Source organism: Paracoccus methylovorus (assembly GCF_016919705.1).
Classification (GTDB): Bacteria; Pseudomonadota; Alphaproteobacteria; order Rhodobacterales; family Rhodobacteraceae; genus Paracoccus; species Paracoccus methylovorus.
On the sequence record NZ_CP070368.1, the window covers coordinates 901,376 to 921,623 of the forward strand.

18 protein-coding genes are annotated in these 20,248 nt (G+C 64.9%); 6 read left to right on the forward strand and 12 right to left on the reverse strand.

Annotation, left to right across the window (positions count from 1 at the left end; translation table 11 throughout):
• The first annotated feature begins 17 nt into the window (after nt 1–17).
• Complete coding sequence (locus JWJ88_RS04535; RefSeq protein ID WP_205294914.1) at nt 18–914, forward strand: LysR family transcriptional regulator; 897 nt, start codon at nt 18–20, stop codon at nt 912–914.
• A 3-nt stretch (nt 915–917) separates the two neighbouring features.
• On the opposite strand, the gene JWJ88_RS04540 is transcribed toward JWJ88_RS04535, so the two are convergent.
• The 9 genes from JWJ88_RS04540 to bhcA form a co-directional block, all read right to left on the reverse strand.
• On the reverse strand, nt 918–1,616 hold the full coding sequence (locus JWJ88_RS04540) for a class I SAM-dependent methyltransferase (RefSeq protein ID WP_205294915.1): 699 nt from the start codon (nt 1,614–1,616) through the stop codon (nt 918–920).
• Nucleotides 1,617–1,693: 77 nt separating this feature from the next.
• Complete coding sequence (locus JWJ88_RS04545; protein WP_205294916.1) at nt 1,694–2,941, reverse strand: urate hydroxylase PuuD; 1,248 nt, start codon at nt 2,939–2,941, stop codon at nt 1,694–1,696.
• A 231-nt stretch (nt 2,942–3,172) separates the two neighbouring features.
• On the reverse strand, nt 3,173–3,523 hold the full coding sequence (gene uraH, locus JWJ88_RS04550; protein ID WP_205294917.1) for a hydroxyisourate hydrolase: 351 nt from the start codon (nt 3,521–3,523) through the stop codon (nt 3,173–3,175).
• A gap of 16 nt (nt 3,524–3,539) precedes the next feature.
• Nucleotides 3,540–4,883 (reverse strand): 8-oxoguanine deaminase, encoded by a 1,344-nt coding sequence (locus JWJ88_RS04555; protein WP_205294918.1) that lies wholly within the window; start codon nt 4,881–4,883, stop codon nt 3,540–3,542.
• The gene (locus JWJ88_RS04560) at nt 4,883–6,364 is read right to left on the reverse strand and encodes a nucleobase:cation symporter-2 family protein (protein WP_205294919.1); all 1,482 of its coding nucleotides are present in this window, start codon (nt 6,362–6,364) and stop codon (nt 4,883–4,885) included. Before JWJ88_RS04560 ends, JWJ88_RS04555 begins: the two co-directional genes overlap by 1 nt.
• A 42-nt stretch (nt 6,365–6,406) precedes the next feature.
• Nucleotides 6,407–7,369, reverse strand: coding sequence for an iminosuccinate reductase BhcD (gene bhcD, locus JWJ88_RS04565; protein WP_205294920.1), 963 nt, complete (start codon nt 7,367–7,369; stop codon nt 6,407–6,409).
• Nucleotides 7,369–8,532, reverse strand: coding sequence for a 3-hydroxy-D-aspartate aldolase BhcC (gene bhcC / locus JWJ88_RS04570; protein ID WP_205294921.1), 1,164 nt, complete (start codon nt 8,530–8,532; stop codon nt 7,369–7,371). Before bhcC ends, bhcD begins: the two co-directional genes overlap by 1 nt.
• A gap of 10 nt (nt 8,533–8,542) precedes the next feature.
• A complete protein-coding gene (bhcB, locus tag JWJ88_RS04575; RefSeq protein WP_205294922.1) occupies nt 8,543–9,502 on the reverse strand; it encodes a beta-hydroxyaspartate dehydratase BhcB in 960 nt (319 codons plus the stop codon).
• Nucleotides 9,503–9,504: 2 nt separating this feature from the next.
• Nucleotides 9,505–10,695 (reverse strand): L-aspartate--glyoxylate aminotransferase BhcA, encoded by a 1,191-nt coding sequence (bhcA, locus tag JWJ88_RS04580; protein ID WP_205294923.1) that lies wholly within the window; start codon nt 10,693–10,695, stop codon nt 9,505–9,507.
• A gap of 184 nt (nt 10,696–10,879) precedes the next feature.
• Here bhcA and bhcR point away from each other — a divergent pair, with 184 nt between their 5' ends.
• The 3 genes from bhcR (at nt 10,880) to JWJ88_RS04595 (ending at nt 14,397) form a co-directional block, all read left to right on the forward strand.
• A complete protein-coding gene (bhcR, locus tag JWJ88_RS04585) occupies nt 10,880–11,719 on the forward strand; it encodes an HTH-type transcriptional regulator BhcR (protein WP_205294924.1) in 840 nt (279 codons plus the stop codon).
• Nucleotides 11,720–11,901: 182 nt separating this feature from the next.
• Nucleotides 11,902–13,593 carry a DUF6345 domain-containing protein gene (locus tag JWJ88_RS04590; protein ID WP_240200198.1) on the forward strand — a complete coding sequence of 564 codons (1,692 nt, stop codon included), beginning with the start codon at nt 11,902–11,904 and terminating at the stop codon, nt 13,591–13,593.
• A gap of 87 nt (nt 13,594–13,680) precedes the next feature.
• Nucleotides 13,681–14,397 (forward strand): pentapeptide repeat-containing protein, encoded by a 717-nt coding sequence (locus tag JWJ88_RS04595; RefSeq protein WP_205294926.1) that lies wholly within the window; start codon nt 13,681–13,683, stop codon nt 14,395–14,397.
• A gap of 6 nt (nt 14,398–14,403) precedes the next feature.
• On the opposite strand, the gene JWJ88_RS04600 is transcribed toward JWJ88_RS04595, so the two are convergent.
• A complete protein-coding gene (locus tag JWJ88_RS04600; protein ID WP_205294927.1) occupies nt 14,404–15,990 on the reverse strand; it encodes an SARP family transcriptional regulator in 1,587 nt (528 codons plus the stop codon).
• A gap of 188 nt (nt 15,991–16,178) precedes the next feature.
• Between JWJ88_RS04600 and purM the strand changes: the two genes are divergently transcribed.
• Both purM and purN read left to right on the forward strand, forming a co-directional pair.
• Nucleotides 16,179–17,225 (forward strand): phosphoribosylformylglycinamidine cyclo-ligase, encoded by a 1,047-nt coding sequence (purM, locus tag JWJ88_RS04605; RefSeq protein ID WP_205294928.1) that lies wholly within the window; start codon nt 16,179–16,181, stop codon nt 17,223–17,225.
• Nucleotides 17,222–17,818, forward strand: a complete 597-nt coding sequence (purN, locus tag JWJ88_RS04610; protein ID WP_205294929.1) for a phosphoribosylglycinamide formyltransferase — start codon at nt 17,222–17,224, stop codon at nt 17,816–17,818. Before purM ends, purN begins: the two co-directional genes overlap by 4 nt.
• 75 nt (nt 17,819–17,893) lie before the next feature.
• Here purN and JWJ88_RS04615 read toward each other — a convergent pair whose 3' ends face one another.
• Nucleotides 17,894–19,234, reverse strand: coding sequence for a branched-chain amino acid ABC transporter permease (locus JWJ88_RS04615; RefSeq protein WP_205294930.1), 1,341 nt, complete (start codon nt 19,232–19,234; stop codon nt 17,894–17,896).
• A gap of 11 nt (nt 19,235–19,245) precedes the next feature.
• Nucleotides 19,246–20,247 carry a branched-chain amino acid ABC transporter permease gene (locus tag JWJ88_RS04620; protein WP_205294931.1) on the reverse strand — a complete coding sequence of 334 codons (1,002 nt, stop codon included), beginning with the start codon at nt 20,245–20,247 and terminating at the stop codon, nt 19,246–19,248.
• Nucleotide 20,248 lies beyond the last annotated feature (1 nt).

Consider the following 20,248-nt stretch of genomic DNA (forward strand, 5'->3'; position numbering starts at 1 on the left):
AAGAGGCGGGTCAACCCATGCCATATCTTGAAAGTCTGCGAGTCTTTGTCCGCGTGGTCGAACTGGGCTCGATCACGGCGGGCGGCCGCGACCTGCGCATGTCGCCGGCGGTGGCCTCGAACCGGATCAAGGACCTGGAGACGCGCTATGGTGTGCGGCTGCTCAATCGCACGACGCGCAAGCTGGTGCCGACCGAGGTGGGCCGGGCCTTTTACGACAACGCCCGCCGGGTGATCGAGACGCTGGACGAGGCCGAGGCGGTGGTCTCGGGCTTTTCGGGCATGCCGCATGGCGCCTTGCGGGTAACGGCGCCGCTGGGTCTGGGCCGGCGGTTGATCGCGCCCTTGGTGCCGAAATTCTGCGATGAATATTCCGGGGTCGAGGTGCGGCTGCGGCTGTCCGACCGCAATGTCGATATCATCGCGGACGGGATCGACCTGGCGTTCTTTCTGGGTGAGCCGCAGGATTCGGCGCTGAAATGGCGGCGGATCGCGGAATGTCGGCGCGCGCTGGTGGCAACCCCGGACTATCTGGACAAGCACGGCCGCCCCGAACGGCCCGAGGACATGACCGCGCATAACTGCCTGCTGCTGCGCTATCCCCGCAGCCCCGAATATTACTGGGTATTGCAGACCCCCGATGGGCCGCAGAAGCTTTTGGTCAATGGCAACTTCGATGCCGACGACGGCGACGTGCTCAGCGCCTGGGCGCTGGCGGGCAGGGGGATCGTCAACCGGCCGCGTTATGAGGTGGCCGATCATCTTGCCTCGGGGCGGCTGGTCGAGGTGTTGCCGGATTATCCGCCTATCCCGTCCCAGTTCGGGGTGCTGACCCCGCACCGCCGCCTGCAGGACCCCAAGGTGCGGCTGTTTGCCGATTTCATCGCCCGCGAGGTGCGGGGGGCTTTTGCCTGAACTCTAGTCCCGGACCCATTCCATGATGTGCAGATAGGGCGCGCGGCGATAGCGCGCGATCCGCTGCGGCTCCCCGCCCTGCGGCGTGGGTTCGTCGAAATGCACCAGCCGCAACCCGTGCGACAGCAGTGGTTGCATATAGGCGTGAAGGGGGCGGTGCCAGTTGCGGATCAGGATGCCGCGCCAACTGACCCATTCCGCCCGTTCGTCCATGTAATTGTCGATGACAAAGCCCGCGCCGGGGTCGCCCTTCCAGCCGCCCGCCGTGCTGAATGAATTGAGGTTGGCGATCAGCAGGCTACCGCCCGGACGCAGCACGCGCACCATCTCGGCGATGGCCGCGCCGATATCGTCGATGTCGATAAGGGTCAGGTAGCTGACGACAAGGTCGAAACCGGCATCGGGCAGAGATAGCGCCTCGGCGCGCTCTTGCAGATAGGTGCCTTGAGGGTGGCGGCTGCGGGCGGTCTCGATCAGTTTCAGCGTGGGGTCGATGCCGGTTGGGTCCATCCCTTCGGCGGCGAGCATCCGGCAAAAGCGCCCCTCGCCGCAGCCGACATCCAGCGCTTTGCGAAAACCCCGGCCGCGGATGCGGGCCAGCATCGGGACGTCCAGCACGTGGCGGCGCGAGAAATCGCCGCTGTCGCCCATATCGGCGATCCAGGCCTCGGCAGAATCGTCCCAGCCATTTGTGCTGTCCATGTCGTCCCCTCCATCCGGCGAGAAAGCCTGCTAGCGGATCGGGGATGCCGGGTCAAATTGCCGGCGCATGGCGCGCCTTAGTTCAGTGCGAAGCTTCTGGGCAGGCTGCGATACCAGTCGACGATGGCCTGACGTTCCTGGGTTTCCATGAAACTGACGTTTGCCGGCGGCATGGCGTTGGTCACGCCGGCCTGAATGAAGATTTCGCGCGCGGCGCGGGTGATGTCGTCGGGGGTTTCCAGCAGCACGCCCTTGGGCGCGGTATGGATGCCCTCGAACGAGGGCTCCCTTGCGTGGCACATCGAGCAGCGGCCCATGACGGCGTTATAGGCGTCATCCCATCCGGGGGCGTCCACCATCGCCTGTTGGGTGGGTGTCAGGACGCGGGCCTCGGCCTCTTCCAAGGTCTGGCGGAACATCGGTGCGGTCGACAGCCACATCACGATGATGAACAGGATCGTGGTCACGGCCCATGTCCACCAGCGCATGCCGCCGCCTGCGTGCATGGTGTTGAAGAAATGCCGGATGGTCACGCCCATCAGGAAGATCAACCCGGCGATCACCCAGTTGTATTCGGTGGCGAAAGCCAGCGGGTAGTGGTTCGACAGCATCAGGAACACCACCGGCAGCGTCAGGTAGTTGTTATGCGTCGAACGCAGCTTGGCGATCTTGCCGTATTTCGGATCGGCAGGACGGCCGGCCTTGAGATCGGCGACCACGATGCGCTGGTTCGGCATGATGACGAAGAACACGTTTGCCGTCATGATCGTGGCGGTAAAGGCGCCCAGATGCAGCATGACCGCGCGGCCGGTGAAGACCTGATTGTAGGCCCAGCCCATGACCAGCAGAAGCACGAACAGGATGAGCATCAGCAGGGTCGGCGTCTCGCCCAGCTTCGACTTGCACATGTTGGTATAGATCAGCCAGCCGATCGACAGCGAGCCGGCCGAGATCAGGATCGCCTGCCAGGGCGCCAACTCCATCTTGGCGGGGTCGATCAGGAACAGTTCGGAGCCGACCCAATAGGTGACCATCAGGAGCGCCGCCCCCGAGATCCAGGTCATGTAGCTTTCCCATTTGAACCAGATCAGGTGTTCGGGCATCCGCTCGGGCGCGACCAGGTATTTCTGGATGTGGTAGAAGCCGCCGCCATGGACCTGCCATTCTTCGCCATGCGCGCCGACCGGCAGGCCGGGCACCTTGCGCAGGCCAAGGTCGAGGGCGACGAAATAGAAGGACGAGCCGATCCAGCAGATGGCGGTGACGACATGCGTCCATCGGATGGCAAAGGCCAGCCAATCCCAGATGACGGCGAAATCGGACATACTTTGTCTCCTGTCTAGCTGGGGAAAGACTAGCCGGTTCGCGGGGTTGCGAGTATTCACGCATTTCCCCTTGCTGTCTTAACGATGCGTTGAAAATCCTTTGCGCCCAAGCGGAAATGCGAAAGAGGGGGCATTGCCCCCTCGCTCATGCGGTTTTGGGGCTTCGCCCCGCTCGTCGCCTGCGCTCCTCGCCCCCCAGGATATTTGGGCACGAAAGAAGCCGGGCCTGTTTCAACTGCCGCGATAGGTCGAAAAGCCGTAGGGGGAAATCAGCAGCGGCACATGGTAGTGGTCCTGTTCGGACATGCCGAAGCGCAGCGGCACCTGATCGAGAAAACGAGGTTTTGCGGCCTCGTGGCCCTGGTCGTCCAGCCATGCGCCGACATGGAAGACCAGTTCGTATTCGCCGGGTGCGAACTCGGTCTCGGGCAGGATGTGTTGATCGGTGCGGCCGTCGTGGTTGGTGACGGTCTGGGCGATCAGCCGGCGTTCGCCATCAAGGCGATAGAGTTCGATCTTCATGCCCTTGGCGGGCGTGCCGTTGGCGGTGTCGAGCACATGGGTGGTCAGATAGCCGGACATTTTCATCCTTTCCTTGTCAATCCGCGAGCCGGGCAATGGCAGCCCGGGCCTGTTCGTTGAGGCGATTTGTGTCGGCCGTCAGCAGGTGGTGATCCTGCACGACGGCGCGGCCTTCCACATAGACCGCGCGCGGGCGGATGGGCGCGCAGAAGATCAGTGCCGCGACCGGATCCCATTGGCCGGCAGCTGGCAATTCCGACACGTCCCAGAGCACCAGATCGGCGCGTTTGCCGGGGATGAGCGCGCCGATGTCGCTGCGTCCCAGCACCCGGGCGCCGCCCAGCGTGGCGATCTCGAGCGCCTCGCGCGCGCCAAGCGCGGCCGGCCCGTCCTTGAGCCGGGCGACGAGCATGGCCTGCCGCGCCTCGAGCCCGAGATGGCTGCAGTCGTTGGAGGCCGAGCCATCGACGCCCAGCCCCACGGGCACGCCTGCATCGCGCATCCGTCGCACCGGGGCGATGCCCGAGGCGAGCCGCGCGTTCGAGCACGGGCAATGCGCCACGCCGGTGCCGGTGCGGCCAAAGAGGTCGATTTCGCCCTCCGACAGCTTCACGCAATGCGCGTGCCAGACATCCTCGCCGGTCCAGCCCAGGCTTACGGCGTAATCGCCGGGCAGCATGCCGAAGTTTTCCAGAGAATAGGCGATATCCTCGTCGTTTTCGGCCAGATGGGTATGCAGCCGCACGCCCTTTTCGCGCGCAAGGATGGCGGCGTCGCGCATCAACTCGCGACTGACCGAAAAGGGCGAGCAGGGGGCAAGCCCGACCTGCACCATCGCGCCCGGGTTCGGATCGTGGAAGGCGGCCACCACGCGTTCGCTGTCCTTGAGGATTGCGGCCTCGTCCTCGACCAGCGCGTCGGGGGGCAGGCCGCCTTTGCTTTCGCCGATCGACATGGCGCCGCGTGTGGCGGTAAAGCGGATGCCGATTTCGCTAGCAGCTTCGATACTGTCGTCGAGCCGGGCGCCGTTCGGAAAGAGATACAGGTGATCCGAGGAACAGGTGCAGCCCGAAAGCGCCAGCTCCGCAAGGCCGATCCGGGTTGACAGGCGGATGTCCTGCGGCCCCATGCGGCCCCAGATCGGATAAAGCGTCCTGAGCCAGCCGAAGAGCGCCGCGTCCTGTGCGGCGGGCACGGCGCGGGTCAGGGTCTGGAACAGGTGATGATGGGTATTCACGAAGCCGGGGGTGACGACGCAACCCCGGGCCTCGACCACCTCGGCGCCTTCGGCGGAGAGCCCTGTGCCGACGGCGGAGATCACCCCGCCGTCGATCAGGATGTCCCCGCCTGCGATCTCGCGTCGGGCGCCGTCCATGGTGACAACCACCTCGGCGCCCCTGATGAGCAGGCGGCTGCGCATCAGTGTGCCTCGGCCGCGTGGGCGGCGGCGGCGACTTCTTCGTCGCTGGTGTGCGGTGCGCCGTTGAAGAACCAGTTCAATCCCACCGCGGCCAACGCGGCCAGCAGGATGCCCGAATGGATCAGCGTATGCAGGGAATGCGGCAGCCACTGGTTGAAGTCAGGTGCGATCATCGGGACCATGCCAAGGCCCAGCGAGACGGCGACGATGAACAGGTTGTGCTTGTTGCCCTTGAAATCCACATTGGCGAGGATGCGGATGCCTGTCGCGGCGACCATGCCGAACATCACCAGCCCGGCGCCGCCCAGAACCGTGGTCGGCAGCGATTCGACCAGTGCGCCCATCTTGGGGATCAGGCCCAGCAGGATCATGATGGCGCCGCCTGCAACGCAGACAAAGCGCGAGCGCACGCCGGTCACGCCCACCAGCCCGACGTTCTGGCTGAACGAGGTATAGGGGAAGGTATTGAACAGCCCGCCGATGGCGGTGCCCAGACCGTCCACCCGCAGCCCGGCGCTGAGCGCCTTGGGCGTCATCCTGCGGCCGCAGATGTCGCTGAGCGCCAGGAACATCCCGGTGGATTCGATCATGGTCACGAACATCACCAGCAGCATGGTCAGGATCATCACCGGATCAAAGATCGGCATGCCGAAATGCAGGGGCTTGATCGGCGCGAACCAGGCAGCCTCGGAGATGCCGTCGAAATGCATCATGCCCAGGATCGCGGCCAGCACGCCGCCGATGACGATGCCCAGAAGCACCGCGATATTGGCAACGAAGCCCTTGGCATAGCGTGCGATCAGCAAAATCGCGGCCAGCACGGTGACGCCGATCAGGATGCGGGGAACGGATGCATAATCGGGGTTGGGCATGGTCGGCATCAGCATGACGCCATCGGGGACGCCGCCCGAGGCGATGGCGGCTTCCAGCCATGCCTGCTGCGCAGGATCGACCAGTTGCGGTGCCGTGGGGCCGACCGGCAGGCCGAATATCCAGTTGATCCCCACCGGCATCAGGCTGACGCCGATGACGAGGATCACCGTGCCGGTGACGACGCTTGGGAAAAAGCGCAAAAGCCGGCTGACCAGCGGCGCGAACAGGATCGAGATAAGCCCCGCCGCCATGATCGCGCCGAACATCATCCGCGCGCCCTCTTGTCCCGGATTTGACGAGGCGATGGCGACCATGGGGCCGACGGCGGCGAAGGTCACACCCATCATCACCGGCAGACGGATGCCGAACCATTGCGTGGCACCAAAGGACTGGATGATGGTGACGATCCCGCAGACGAAAAGGTCGGCGGAAATCAGAAAGGCCACGTCCTGCGGCGATAGCTGCAGGGCGCGGCCGACGATCAGCGGCACCGCGATGGCGCCGGCATACATGACCAGAACATGCTGGAAACCCAAAGCGAGCAGTCGAGGGGCGGCGATGCGCTCCTCGACCGGATCGAATCCGGGGCTGGTATCAACTGCTTGCATACGTCCTTATCCTCCCTTGTTCAGGACGTGAGCGGCATCGGGTCAGATTTCGACCTCTTGCGCCGCCCCGTTTTGCTTGGCCAGTTCGACGACGGCCTTGGCCACGGCCAGATCTTGCAAGCCTACGCCGGTGCCGTCGAAAATCGTCACTTCGGCATCGCCCCGGCCCGGATCGTCGCCCGCGACCACCGCGCCGAGTTCGCTGATCTGCTCCTCCTTGATCAGCCCCGAAGCGATGGCGTGCTGGCATTCTCCGATGCTGATCGACTGCGCGATCTCATCGGTAAAGACGCGGGCGCGCGCCACCAGCGCCGGGTCGAGTTCCTGCTTGCCCTTGGTATCGGTGCCCATCGCGGCGATATGCGTCGGGCCCTTGACATGCTCGTTCATCAACAGCGGGCTGAAGGACGAGGTGATCGAGATGATCACATCCGCCTCGGCCCCCAGACGGTCCAGTTCGACCGCCTCGAAGGGCAGGCCCAGTTCGGCAGCGGTGTCGGCAAGGCGCGACAGCATCTCGGGATGCGGGTTCCAGCCGATGACCTTTTCGAAGCCGTGTACATTCGCCGCCGCTCGCATCTGGAAAGCGGACTGGTGGCCGGCGCCGATCATGCCCAGAACCTTGGCCCCCTTGGGCGCCAGGTGCTTGATCGACACCGCCGAGGCTGCCGCGGTGCGCAGGGCGGTCAGCAGATTGCCGCCCACCGCCGCACTGACCCGGCCGGTATCTGGGTCGAACAGAAAGATCGTGGACTGATGGTTGATCAGGTTGTGCTTTTGGTTGTTCGGCCAGTAGCCGCCTGCCTTCAGCCCCAGCGTCAGCGCCGAAGCGTCAAAGCCGCCCTTGAAGCCGTAAAGCGCATCTTCATGGCCAATCGCCTCGCGCACGACGGGAAAGTTATAGGCCTTGCGCCGCGCCATCGAGGCAAAGATTGCCTCGATAGCCTCGAACGCCGCCTCGGGGGTCATCAGACCCGCGATTTCCTTTTCGGCAACGACAAGCATCAGTAGCCCTTTCCGCGCGCCGAGACCGGCCAGACCACTTCCACCTTGCCGTTCCGCACGCCGACATACCAGTCATGGACGTTGCAGGTCGGGTCGCAATGGCCCGGCACCAGCCGCAGCTTGTCGTTGACCTTGAGCACGGCGCCCTTGTCCTCGACCACGCCATGTTCGTCGCTGCACTTGATGTATTTGACATCGTCGCGGCCATAGACAAAGGGCAAGCCGCTATCGACCGACTGCGCCTTGAGCCCCGCATCGACCACCGCCAGATGCGGCTTGGCGTGGCTCATCACCGAGGTCAGGATGAACAGCGCGTTTTCCCATTCGCCCTGGTCGATGCGCTTGCCGTCCTGATCGTGGATGCGGCCGTAATCGGCGTCCATGAAGGCGTAAGAGCCGCATTGCAATTCGTTATAAACGTTCGAGTTCGACTCGAAATAATACGACCCCGTGCCGCCGCCCGAGACGAATTCCGGCTTGAGCCCTTCGGCCTCCAGCGCCTCGACGGCTTCGGTCACCTGCGCGATGGCGGCGTCCAGCTTGGCCTTGCGGTCCTCATAGCTGTCCATGTGCTGCATGGCGCCCTGATACGCCTGAATGCCCTTGAAGCTCAGGTTCGGGGCAGCATCGGCGGCCTTGGCGATTTCGACCACGGCTTCTTTGGTGGTCACGCCGCAGCGCCCGGCGCCGCAGTCGATCTCGACAAAGATGCCCAGTTCGGTGCCGTGCTTTTGCGCCGCCGCCGACAGATCGGCGATATTGGCCAGTTCGTCGACGCAGACCGTGACGGTCGCGCCCAGCTTGGGCAGCCGGGCCAGACGGTCGACCTTGGCGGGCTCGCGCACCTCGTTGGTGACCAGCACGTCCTTGATGCCTCCGCGGGCAAAGACCTCGGCTTCCGAGACCTTCTGGCAGCAGACGCCGATCGAGCCGCCCAGCGACTCCTGCAGCTTCTGCACGTCGACCGATTTGTGCATCTTGCCATGGCTGCGATGGCGCATGCCATGCGCCTTGGCGTAATCGCCCATCTTCTTGATGTTACGCTCCAGCGCGTCCAGATCCAGGATCAGGCAGGGCGTCTGGATATCGTTTTCGTCCATGCCGGGCAGGGCAGGAATGTCGTAGCCGACTTCATAGCCGGAGAAATCCGTTTTCGCGTTCATGGGGATCTCCTCAGTTCCAGGGCAGCTTGTCGAGATCGACATTGCCGCCGGTGACGATGACGCCGACGCGCTTGCCGGCGAATGCTTCGGGGTTCTTCAGGATCGTTGCCAGCGGCACGGCGCTGGAGGGCTCCATGACGATCCGCAGATGTTTCCAGATCAGCTTCATCGCGTCCACGATTTCGGCGTCCGAGGCGGTATAGATCTCGGACACGTGGTTCTTGACGAAATGCCAGGTCAGATCCTTGAGCGGCACCAAGAGCCCGTCTGCGACGGTCTTGGGCGCGTCGTCGGCGATGATGTAGCCGGCCTTGAAGCTGCGATAGGCGTCGTCGGCCTGCTCGGGTTCGGCCGCGATCACCTGCGTTTCCGGGGCCAGCGTCGAAAGCGTCAGGCAGGTGCCCGAGATCATGCCGCCGCCGCCGATCGGGGCCACCACAGCGTCCAGACCGTCGGTCTGCTCGATGATCTCCTTGGCGCAGGTGCCTTGGCCGGCGATCACGCGCGGATCGTTATAGGGATGGACGAAATCGCCCCCGGTCTCGGCCTGAACCTTGGCGAAGGTCTCTTCCCGCGAACTGGTCGAGGGTTCGCATTCGGTGATCTTGCCGCCATAGCGACGCACCGTGTCCTTCTTGGCCTGCGGCGCGGTGCGGGGCATCACGACGTTGCAGGGAATCCCGCGCAGCATGGCTGCGTAGGACAGGCACGAGGCATGGTTGCCCGAGCTATGCGTTGCGACACCCTTGGCCGCTTGGCGCTCGTCCAGACCGAAGACCGCGTTGGTGGCGCCGCGGACCTTGAAGGCTCCCGGCTCCTGAAAGTTTTCGCATTTGAAGAACAGTTGCGCGCCCGTCAGTTCGTTAAGGTAATCCGAGGTGCGGATCGGCGTGCGACGGATATGCGGCTTGATCCGCTCATGCGCGGCCAGCATGTCCTCATAGGTTGGGATGTACATGGCGTCCTTCATCCTCAGGCGGCTTTCTTCTGCGCGGCGGCGGTGGTCTGGCGGTAATGTTCCTGCGCGGCGGCGACGCCCGAGCCGAGGGTGATCGGCAGGCCCAGATCGGCCATCACCATCTCGGCGGTGGCGATACCCGACAGAGCCATGGCGTCGGTCAGGCTGCCAAGGTGGCCGATGCGGAACACCTTGCCCGCGACCTGTCCCAGCCCAGTGCCGAAGGCCATGTCATAGGTGTCCAGCGCATGGCTGACGATCAGGTTGGCATCGAAACCTTCCGGCACGCGGATGGCGCTGACGCTGTCCGAGTAAAGCTCGGGGCGGGCGGCGCAAAGCTTCAGGCCCCATGCTCCGACCGCGGCGCGCACGCCGCCCGCGATGCGGTGGTGGCGGGCAAAGACGTTCTCCAGCCCCTCGGCCAGAATGCGTTCGCAGCTTGCGTTCAGCCCGTTGATCAGACCGACCGGCGGCGTATAGGGATAGCCGTTTCGGGCATAGCCGGTGGCCATGTCGCGGATGTCAAAGAAGGTGCGCGGCAGGCGCGCGGTTTCGACCGCTGCCATGGCCTTGGGTGAAAAGCCCACGATGGCCAGACCGGGGGGCAGCATGAAGCCCTTTTGACTGCCGGTGACGGCGATATCGACGCCCCATTCGTCCATGCGGAAATCCATCGACCCGATGGAGCTGACGCCGTCCACGAACAGCAGCGCCGGGTGCCCGGCCGCGTCCAGCGCCCGGCGGACGGCGGCGATGTCCGACTTCACGCCGGTCGCGGTTTCGTTGTGCGTGGCCAGCACGACCCGGATCTCATGACCCTTGTCGGCGGTCAGGATTTCTTCGAACCGATCGGCCGGAATGCCTTCGCCCCAAGGGGTTTCGACAAAAGTAACGTCAAGTCCGTGGCGCTGGCACATATCGATCCAGCGGTGGCTGAACATGCCGTTGCGGGCGGCCAGCACCTTGTCCCCGGCCGACAGCGTGTTGGTGATCGCCGTTTCCCAGCCGCCGGTGCCGGTCGAGGGGAACAGGAAAACCTGCGCCTGCGTGGTCTTGAGGATTTTCTTCACGCCCTCCAACGCCGGATGCAGCATGCGGCCGAACACCGGCGAGCGGTGGTCGATGGTGGGCATGTCCACAGCCTTGCGCATCTCCTCGGGGATGTTGGTCGGGCCGGGGATAAAGATCGGGTTCTGACTGGTCATGGCAATTCCTCCTACGCTTGTGGACCAAGCTACGATCAGCTGTCTACGGATGCAATTTTTCTGAAAAATATTTCGCAATCGCGGAAAAATGGCTTAAAGTTGCGTAGAATCATCCGGTTGCGCTTTTCCAAAGCGGGGAATTGATTTTCAATAAATACAGAAAGTTGTCGAAAGGAAAAATTGAATGTCGGTCCAGATCCGGAAAAGGGGCCGTCCCAGAGGGCGTGCGGGTGGTGCGGCGGCCGAGGATTCGGGTGGCATCCGTGCGCTGGACCGGGCACTGGAAATCCTTGACCTGATTGCGGTTTCCAGCGGTCTGACGCTGTCCGAGATCGCGCATCGGCTGGATATGGCGCCTTCCACCGTGCATCGCGTGCTGGTGACGCTGGCGGCGCGCGGGGTTGCGGAAACCGACAGTCAGACCCAGGCTTGGTACGTGGGGCCGACGGCTTTCCGTCACGGTTCGGCCTTCATGCGCCGCTCGGGACTGGTCGAGCGGGCGCGGCCGCTGCTACGCCGGCTGATGGAGGTCACGGGCGAGACGGCCAACTTGGGTATCCTGAACGGCGATGCCGTGCTGTTTCTAAGTCAGGCCGAGACGCATGAAACGATCCGCGCCTTCTTTCCGCCCGGCACGCGCTCGGCGCTGCACGCCTCGGGGATCGGCAAGGCGCTGCTGGCCCATACGCGGCCCTCGGACCTGAAACGCATGATCCGCGAGATGACGCTGGAACGCTTTACCGACATGACGCTGACCGATCCTCAGGCGCTGCTGGAGGATCTGGCTCGTATCCGTGCGCGCGGCTATTCGCTGGACAACGAAGAACGGACGCCGGGTATGCGCTGCATCGCTGCCCCGATTTTTGATCTGGCCGGCGAGGCGGCGGCGGGTATCTCGGTCTCGGGGCCAAGCCTGCGCATGTCGGACGCCCGGCTGGCGGCCATGTCCGACGCGGTGATCGAGGCGGCGCGCGAACTGTCTTTTGGCATGGCGCCGCGACCCGAGGAGGGCGAAAGGATATGATTCGTCTGGATGACGTCTGAAACGGTGCTGATATCCTTGAAGGAAGTGGCGGGATTTTCAGGTTATTTGTACATTAACCGCAGATTCACGTTCAGTTCACACCGGCCATCCTAGCTTCAGTGCGACATAAGACCGCACCCGACTGCCATGGCCCGGTGCGTGTCTTGCAAGGAGCATGCGGTATGGATGATTTCGCTTCTCCACTGGGGGCCGGAATTGATAACACGCAGCAGCCACGCGCATGGCGGGCACCGGAAGCGATGGTTACGCCGGACCCGGCCGAGCTCGTGGCCAAGGAAACGGCGGGCAGGGGCGGTGACGCCAGCAGTATCTATGGCGCCTGCAGCGTCGAGACCTATCGCGCCGCAGGTGCTCTGCATGCCGCCCACCGTGACGCAGGCGGGTTTCTGGATGCGGTCGACCGTTTCGCCGCGCCGGATTTCTGGCGCCGTGACGGGGCGGTGAAATCCTGGATCTATGATCGTCAGCCAGTGGAACATGCGCCGGGCCGCGACATGGATTCCGTGCGGGTGTTCTATCACGCCGGCCACGGCAGGATGGACGAGCGCGGGATCTTTCATCTGCCGATGGGCGCGCTTTGGAGCGGGACGGATGCCTGCCTGACCTCGGACCGGATGCGCCTTGGCTCGGGTGTGCTGCGCTATCTGTTCTGGTCCACCAGCCAGTCGCTGCGGGTCGGTCCGGGCTTCAGCCCGCCGCAAAGCTGGGCGCAGGCCAATCACGGTCTGCGGATGCTGTTCGGCTTTGACTCCATCTGCTGGGATTCCGGCCGTTATGGCGCAAACTTCTGGCACCATTGGCAGATGGGAAAGTCTTTTTCGCAGGCGTGGCTGGATGGCGCCTGGGACATTTCGCATGACCAAAGCCCGGTCGCCTGCGCCTGCGCTTCGGACCGCGAGACGGCATTGAACATGCTTTTCGGCGAGCGAAGCTTTGGTGTGCAGCGCAGCAAGGCGCAATGCTGGGCATGGCGCTGGCACCAGCCTGCGCCGCTTTACCAGCGCGACCCGGCGTTGACCCAGCCCCCGGCCGAGTTCTCGGTCATTCGGCTGGTTCCGGTGTCCGAGGATCGTGCGCTGGCCAATTCGGTGCTGTCGCGCCTGGGCTTGAACCCTGTCTTGGTCGGGGCCGATGCGCGGGGCGCGATTTCGGTCGACAAGGGGCCGGTCCGTTTTCGGCGCCAGCCCGACGGGCGGATTCTTCTGGAACTTGGCCCCGGCGCGCCGGGGCAGGCCCTGCAGGAGATGCCGCCGCGCCGCACGCTTGTCAGTCGCGCCCAGAGTGCGCTGCGGTGTCACGGGTTCCTGCCCCCCGGAACCGAGCTGGTTTTCGACCGCGTCTCGCTGGCCATGTCCGCGACGACCAGCCTGCACCGGCTGGATGAACCGCCGGCCGAAAGCCTGGATGAGATCATCGTGCAGTTCCGGCAGGCGATCGACGGTATCCCGATGCTGACCTCGGATGCCGGCAGTCTCCGGCTGGCGATGCGCCCGGATGGCACCGTTCTTCGCATCGAATCCACCCTGCGGCAGGTGGTCGAGCGCATGCCGGCCCGCGCCCATCGCCACGGTCTGCCCGACGATCCGCCGCCGCCGCTGCGTCCCGAAGGGCTGCCCGAGCCCGAGCCGCAGGCGATCACGCGGATGCTGGCACAACATTCGGCGCGGCTTATGCGCGATCTGGCGGCACGCGGTGCGGCGCCGCTCACCCTGCGCATCCTGCCGGACACGACGGAAATAGGATACGGAATCCGCAGCAATACGGCACGCCTGGTTGCCCGTCAGGGCATCGAGATCGAATGCGTGCGCGGCTTTCGCAAGCGTTACTGGATCCAGTCGGACCTGGGTGACTGATGATCCGGTAGCCCGGAGGCGGAGGCAGCCGCCTTCGGGCACTTGATTACCGCAAAACGTCAAGGAGCATTGCCCGAGAGAGGTCGCATGGCCGAATACACCCGAGCCCAGATCGTGCGGCGCATTGCGACGACGGGTCACCTGCGTCTGGCCGGATCCGATCTGGCCGGGCTGGATCTGTCGGGTCTGACACTGGTCGAGGCCGATCTGTCTTATGCCGACCTGACCCGTGCCGACCTGACTGAGGCGCAACTGCCCGCCTCCAGCCTGTGGTCGGCGCGTGCGGCGGGTGCGCGGTTTCGCAATGCAAACCTTTCGGGCGCAAACCTTGGGCTGGCCGATCTTTCGGATGCCGATCTGCGTGGTGCGATTCTTGAGCGTGCCGATCTGACCGGGGCCCGGCTGGATCGGGCCGACCTGAGCGATGCGCGTCTGCGCGGGGCCTGGCTCGACACCATGCAAAGGGCGCTGGCAATGGGCGCGCCGCCCCTGCGCTATCCCGTCCGCAGGCCGCCGGTGACCCATATCCTGCGTGCGGGGCAGATCGTCGAACCGGTGACCTTGCGCTGTGGCGACCGGCTGGAGGTGCATCTGGACAGCTTGACCGAGGCGGCCGTGCGCCATCCCGATCTGGCCCGGGTCGAAGGCGCGCCCATCCTTGCCGGTCCCGAATTGCCGCAAGCCCTTGCCGGACCGCCTTTTGTGCTGACCTTCAGGGCAATCGCGCCCGGTCGGGGTCGGCTGGTGCTGAAGGCGGGCGCTGACGGTCCCTCAGTCGGGCTGGAGGTGCTGGTTTCGCCCTGACGGCGTTCACAGGCCCGAGCGCGTGATCCCCATCAGATTTGCCATGCGCAACGGGCCGGCGGGGTAGTCCGGTGCTGCCATCAGTTCCAACGTGAAATCCGGCTCGATCCGCCGCAGATGGCGCAGGGCGTCGGCTGCCCCCACCACATCGCCCCGATGATAGCGCAGCGCGGCCAGAAAACGCAGCGAAGGTCGGTTGTCCGGGGCAAAGGCAAAAGCGGCAGCGGCGGAATTCTCGGCATCGCCAAAGCGGTTCAGGCGCAACTGCACCACCGCGCGCCGCATCAGCCAGGCCGCTTGCCCCAACTCGGCCAAGGCGCCGTGGGTGCTGCGTTCGGTCGCCTCCAGCGCCTCGAGGTTGCGGCCTACGTCGGTCAGGGCCTGCGACAGCGCGTGGCACGCCAGCTCATTGTCTGGGTCGTTGCGGCAGGCGGCCTGCGCCAGTTCCAGCGCCCCCACCGCATCCCTTTGCCACGACGCCGAAAGCGAGGCCACGGCCAGCACGGAAGGGTTGTCGGGGGCCAGTTCGCGGGCCTGCTGGGCAAAGGCTTCGGCCTCGTCCGAACAACGCGCCGGATCCTCGGTCAGCCGCTCGCTGACCAGTGTGTGGCGCAGATAGGATCGCAGCGCCAGCGCGACCCCGCTCTGCCGCTCGTGCGGCAGCGATGCAAGGAACCGATCGGCCGATTCCAGACGGTCGCGAGAATAGCTGAACACGTCCCAGACCGGAAAGGTCAGCCCCAGCGCCGGAGGGGCGGTCCGTCGCGCCCGGTCCAGCAGCGCCACGGCGATCTGTGCCACCGCATGGCGCATGGTTGCGGTTTCATCGGCGCCGCGAATGGTAAATCGTCGCGTCCAGCCGCGCGCGCCCGTAGCAATGTCGCGCATCACCACCATCAACGAGCAATCCGGTCCCGAGGAATAGCAGATCGCATCGATCTGCGTACCGGTCTGCGAGCCCCGTGCGACGATCCGGTCGGCCAGGGTTGCCGGAATCATCTCGCAGGCGCGGGCGGCGGCTTCGTTCACGATCATCTCGCCGATCACCTTGGTGCGGCTGTCGCTGCTTACGATTGGCTGCAAGGTCACCACATGATCCGATAGTGCCGGGTCGCCGGCACACCACGCGGGCGCAACGGGCGTCAAGGACCGCTGCAGGACGCTGGGACCGTCGCTGTCCGGGGTCAGCCGCAGGCGCATGTCGCGCAGCCATGTCTCGAACTCGGGGTCGGGGATGTCGATATCGGCGGCGAATTCGATAGGCGCGCCGCCGGCATCATAGACCGGCGTCAGGTCGATGCGCAGCTGTTCGGAATCCAGCCCGACCCAGCCCACACCGGTCTGCAGGATGCCCTTGTAGGCGCCCAGGGCGCAGCGTAATTCGCGCAGCATCTGACGCAGGCTGTCCGAACCGCGCTGCCGGCCCCGCTCGCTCCACAGCAGGTCTTGCAGCCGGGCACGGCTTAGCCGCAGGTCCGGCGCTGTCCCCAGCAAGGCCAGTGCGCCACGGGCCTTCTGGCTGCGAGGGGTCAGGTCTGTTCCGTCGGCGCCGTGCAAGCGCACGGATCCCATCAGACTCAGCGTGGCAGGCATTTGATTCGCCGCATGGCTTCGTTATGGTTGCATTTCGATCTTATGACGTCATGGTGCAGGCGAACAACAGCCACCGCACAGGATCAAAGAATGGGGCAGGCGGGGAATCCGCGCCCGGTTGCAGCGGATACATTGCCTGCGCATCGTAGCTGCGCTATCGGGACGTCAAAGCAAAGGGGATCCCGAAGATGACCGAGCGCAAGAGCGGCCTGTCCTATGCCGAGGCCGGAGTGGATATCGACGCGGGCAATGCGCTGGTCGAGCGGATCAAGCCGGCCGCCGCCGCCACCCGACGCCCGGGCGTCATGGAGGGCTTGGGCGGTTTCGGCGCGCTCTTCGATCCGCGCGCGGCGGGCTATCAGGACCCGGTTCTGGTTGCCGCCACCGATGGCGTGGGCACCAAACTGCGCATCGGCATCGACACCGGCGAACTCGACGGGCTTGGCATCGACCTGGTGGCCATGTGCGTGAACGATTTGGTGTGCCAAGGCGCCGAGCCGCTGTTCTTTCTGGACTATTTCGCCACCGGCAAGCTTTCGGTCGATGAGGCCGCCCGCGTCATCAACGGCATTGCCGAGGGATGCCGTCGTTCCGGCTGTGCGCTGATCGGCGGCGAGACGGCCGAGATGCCGGGCATGTATGCGCGCGGCGATTTCGACCTCGCAGGCTTCGCCGTGGGCGCGATGGAGCGTGGCACGGCTCTGCCCGCTGGGGTCGCGGATGGTGATGTGCTTTTGGGCCTTGCCTCGGACGGCGTGCATTCCAACGGCTTCTCGCTGGTGCGCAAGGTGGCTGAACATGCCGGGCTCGACTGGAATTCGCCTGCACCCTTCGGCACCGGCACATTGGGCCAGGCGCTGCTGGTGCCCACCCGGCTTTATGTGCGCCCGCTGCTGGCGGCGATCCGCGCGGGCGGCGTGCATGCGGCGGCGCATATCACCGGCGGCGGCATTACCGAAAACCTGCCGCGCGTCCTGCCCCAAGGGCTTGGGGCGCAGGTCGATCTGGACAGTTTCAGCCTGCCGCCGGTCTTCGACTGGCTGGCCGGGGCCGGCGATATCGCCGATGCCGAGATGCTCAAGACCTTCAACTGCGGTATCGGCATGATCCTTGCCGTTGATGCAGCACACGCCGCCGATCTGGAGGCGCTGCTCAAGGCGCAGGGCGAAACGGTGATCCGGCTGGGGCAGGTCAACCCCGGCGCCGGCGTGCGCTACAGCGGCCGGCTGCGGTGAAACGCGTCGCCATCCTGATCTCGGGCGGCGGCTCGAACATGGTCAAGCTGGTCGAATCAATGGCGGGCACCCATCCCGCGCGACCGGTGATCGTCGGCTCAAACGATCCGCAGGCCACGGGTCTTGCCCGCGCTGCGGCCATGGATGTGCCGACGTTTGCCGTCGATCACCGCGCCTTCAAAGGCGACCGCGCCGCTTTCGAGGCGGCCCTGCTCGAACCCCTGCTGGCTGCGCAACCCGACATCCTCTGCCTCGCCGGGTTCATGCGCATCCTGACCCCGGATTTCGTTCAGCGGTTCGACGGGCGGATGCTGAACATCCATCCCTCGCTTCTACCGAAATATCCCGGGCTGCATACGCATCAGCGCGCCATCGAGGCCGGCGATGCCGAGGCGGGGGCGACGGTGCATCTGGTCACGCCGGAACTCGACGCGGGTCCGATTCTTGGTCAGGCGCGAGTCCCGGTCCTGCCCGGCGATACGGCCGAAACCCTGGCCGCCCGCGTGTTGATCCAGGAGCACCGGCTCTATCCGCAGGTGCTGTACCGCTTCGCGCAGGGCGACCAGCGGCCGATCACCCTCACCGCAGCCTGAACCGGGCAAGCCCTTCTTCGTTGCCCAAATACCCTGGGGGTGCGGGGGCAAAGCCCCCGTTCTTTCGACGCTCCGCTATTTCTCCGGCACCAGCCCGCGCGGCGCAAAGCGCAGCATCAATAGCAGCACCAATCCCAACGCGATAAAGCGCATATGCGGCGCGCTGCCCAGCAGATGGTCGCGCAGTGCACCCTCGGGGATGGGGCCGGTGACAAGGCGCATGAACTCGGGCCCCCAGACTTCGGCCTTGATCCACAGGAACCAGATCAGGATCGCACCCAGCGCTGCCCCCCAATTGTTGCCCGAACCGCCGACGATCACCATGACCCAGATGAGAAAGGTATAACGCAAGGGGTTAAAGCTGTTTGGCGACAAAAGCCCGTCCAAGGTGACCATCATTGCGCCGGCAAGGCCGATCACCCCGCTGCCGATGACGAAGATCTGCAAATGCCGGCGGGTCACGTTCTTGCCCATGGCCTCGGCGGCGGTTTCGTTGTCGCGGATGGCGCGCATCATCCGCCCCCATGGGGATTTCAGCGCCAGCTCCGCAAGCAGGATCAGAGCCAACAATACTGCGCCGAACAGGCCGGCATAAAGCAGCTTGACCCAGATGCCCGAGGCCAAGGCCGGGCTTAGCCCCCATTCCGCCGCCCGGGCGACGAAATCGGGATTACCCTGCAAATCTAGTTCATAGGGCACCGGGCGAGGGATACCGGAAAAGTTCTTGACCCCGCGCGACAACCATTCCTCGTTGCGCATGATGGCGACGATGATCTCGCCGATGCCCAGCGTGGCGATGGCCAGATAATCCGACCGCAGCCCCAGCGCCACCTTGCCGACGCCCCATGCCGCGGCCGCGGCAAACAATGCGCCGACCGGCCAGGACAGCAGCACGGGCCAGCCCAGCCCGCCGATATTGCCGGCGGCGGCAGAGTTGTTCGCCTCGATCGCCATCACCGCCGGATCGAACAGCCAGCGGTAAAGCACGAAACCCAGCACCAGCACGGCGATCAGCGCCGGCACCCGCAAAAGCCCCGACATCCGCTTCCAAACCTGTGCCGCCAGTGCCAATGTACCCAGCCCGACCGCCAGCGCCAGAAGGACGCGCGGCCCGCCTGCTTCCCAAGCCCCTTGCACCGGGGCCGTCGAAACCAGCACCGGCGCAAGACCGCCGAGCGCCAGAAAGCCCACGACACCGGCGTTGAAGAGCCCCGCGTAGCCCCATTGCATGTTCACACCCAGCGCCATGACGGCCGAGATCAGCCCCATGTTCAGAATGGCCAGCGCGGTGTTCCAACTGCCCGAAAACAGCGCATTGCGGAAACTGCCCTCGGCCACGAATAGCGCGACAAGGATCAGAAACAGGATCGGCGCGCGCCAGGCGCTGACGGCATCGGCTTGACGTGTGTTCGACATGAAAAGCCCCCTCAGACGGATTTGCCGCGGAACAGGCCGGTCGGCCGGAACAGCAGGACCACGATCAGGATTACGAAGCTGACCGCGAATTTGTATTCGGTGGACAGCAGTTGCAGCAGCCCATCAGGCTGAAAGCCCAGATAGGTTGCGATCTTGCGCCAGGGATAGGTGACCGCGACCTCCGAAAAGGCCACGATAAAGCCGCCTGCGACCGCGCCCAGCGGATTGCCGAGCCCTCCAACGATCGCCGCGGCAAAGATCGGCAGCAGGATCTGGAAATAGTTGAAGACCTTGAATGACTTGTCCAGCCCGTAAAGCGTTCCCGCCGTGACTGCCAACGCCGTGGCGATGATCCAGGTCAGGCGTACCACCCGTTCGGGGTCGATGCCCGAAAGCAACGCCAGATCCTCGTTGTCGGAATAGGCACGCATCGCCTTGCCCGCGCGCGAGCGGTTCAGAAAGCGGAACAGGGCCCAGCAGGCCAGCGCCGTCACGACCAGCGTCAGCACCTGGCTGACGCGCAACGACAGCCCTTCGGAAAGGCCGGTCCAGGCGCGGAACTGTTGCACGGTGATCACGAAGCGTGCGCCGTCGTCAAAGCGTATTTCATCGACGCCGATTATCAGCCGGGTCAGCCCGTTCATGATGAACATGACCCCGACCGAGGCCATGACCAGAATGATCGGAGCCGAGCGTTTGCTGCGATAAAAGCGATAGACCGCGCGGTCCGTGCCCAGCGTGAACAACGCCGTAACCGCGATGCCAAAGGGCAGGGCAAGCAGGGCGGTCGGCAACGGGCCAAGGCTGATGCCGATGGCTTGCAGCCCCCAGGTGATCAGAATGACCATCGCGGCGCCAAAGGCCATGGTGTCGCCATGGGCAAAGTTGGAAAAGCGCAGGATGCCATAGATCAGCGTCACCCCCAGCGCACCCAGCGCCAGTTGTGCGCCATAGGAGGCCGCGGGGATCACCACGAAGTTGAGGATCGCCACAAGGGCGTTCAGGACGTCCATC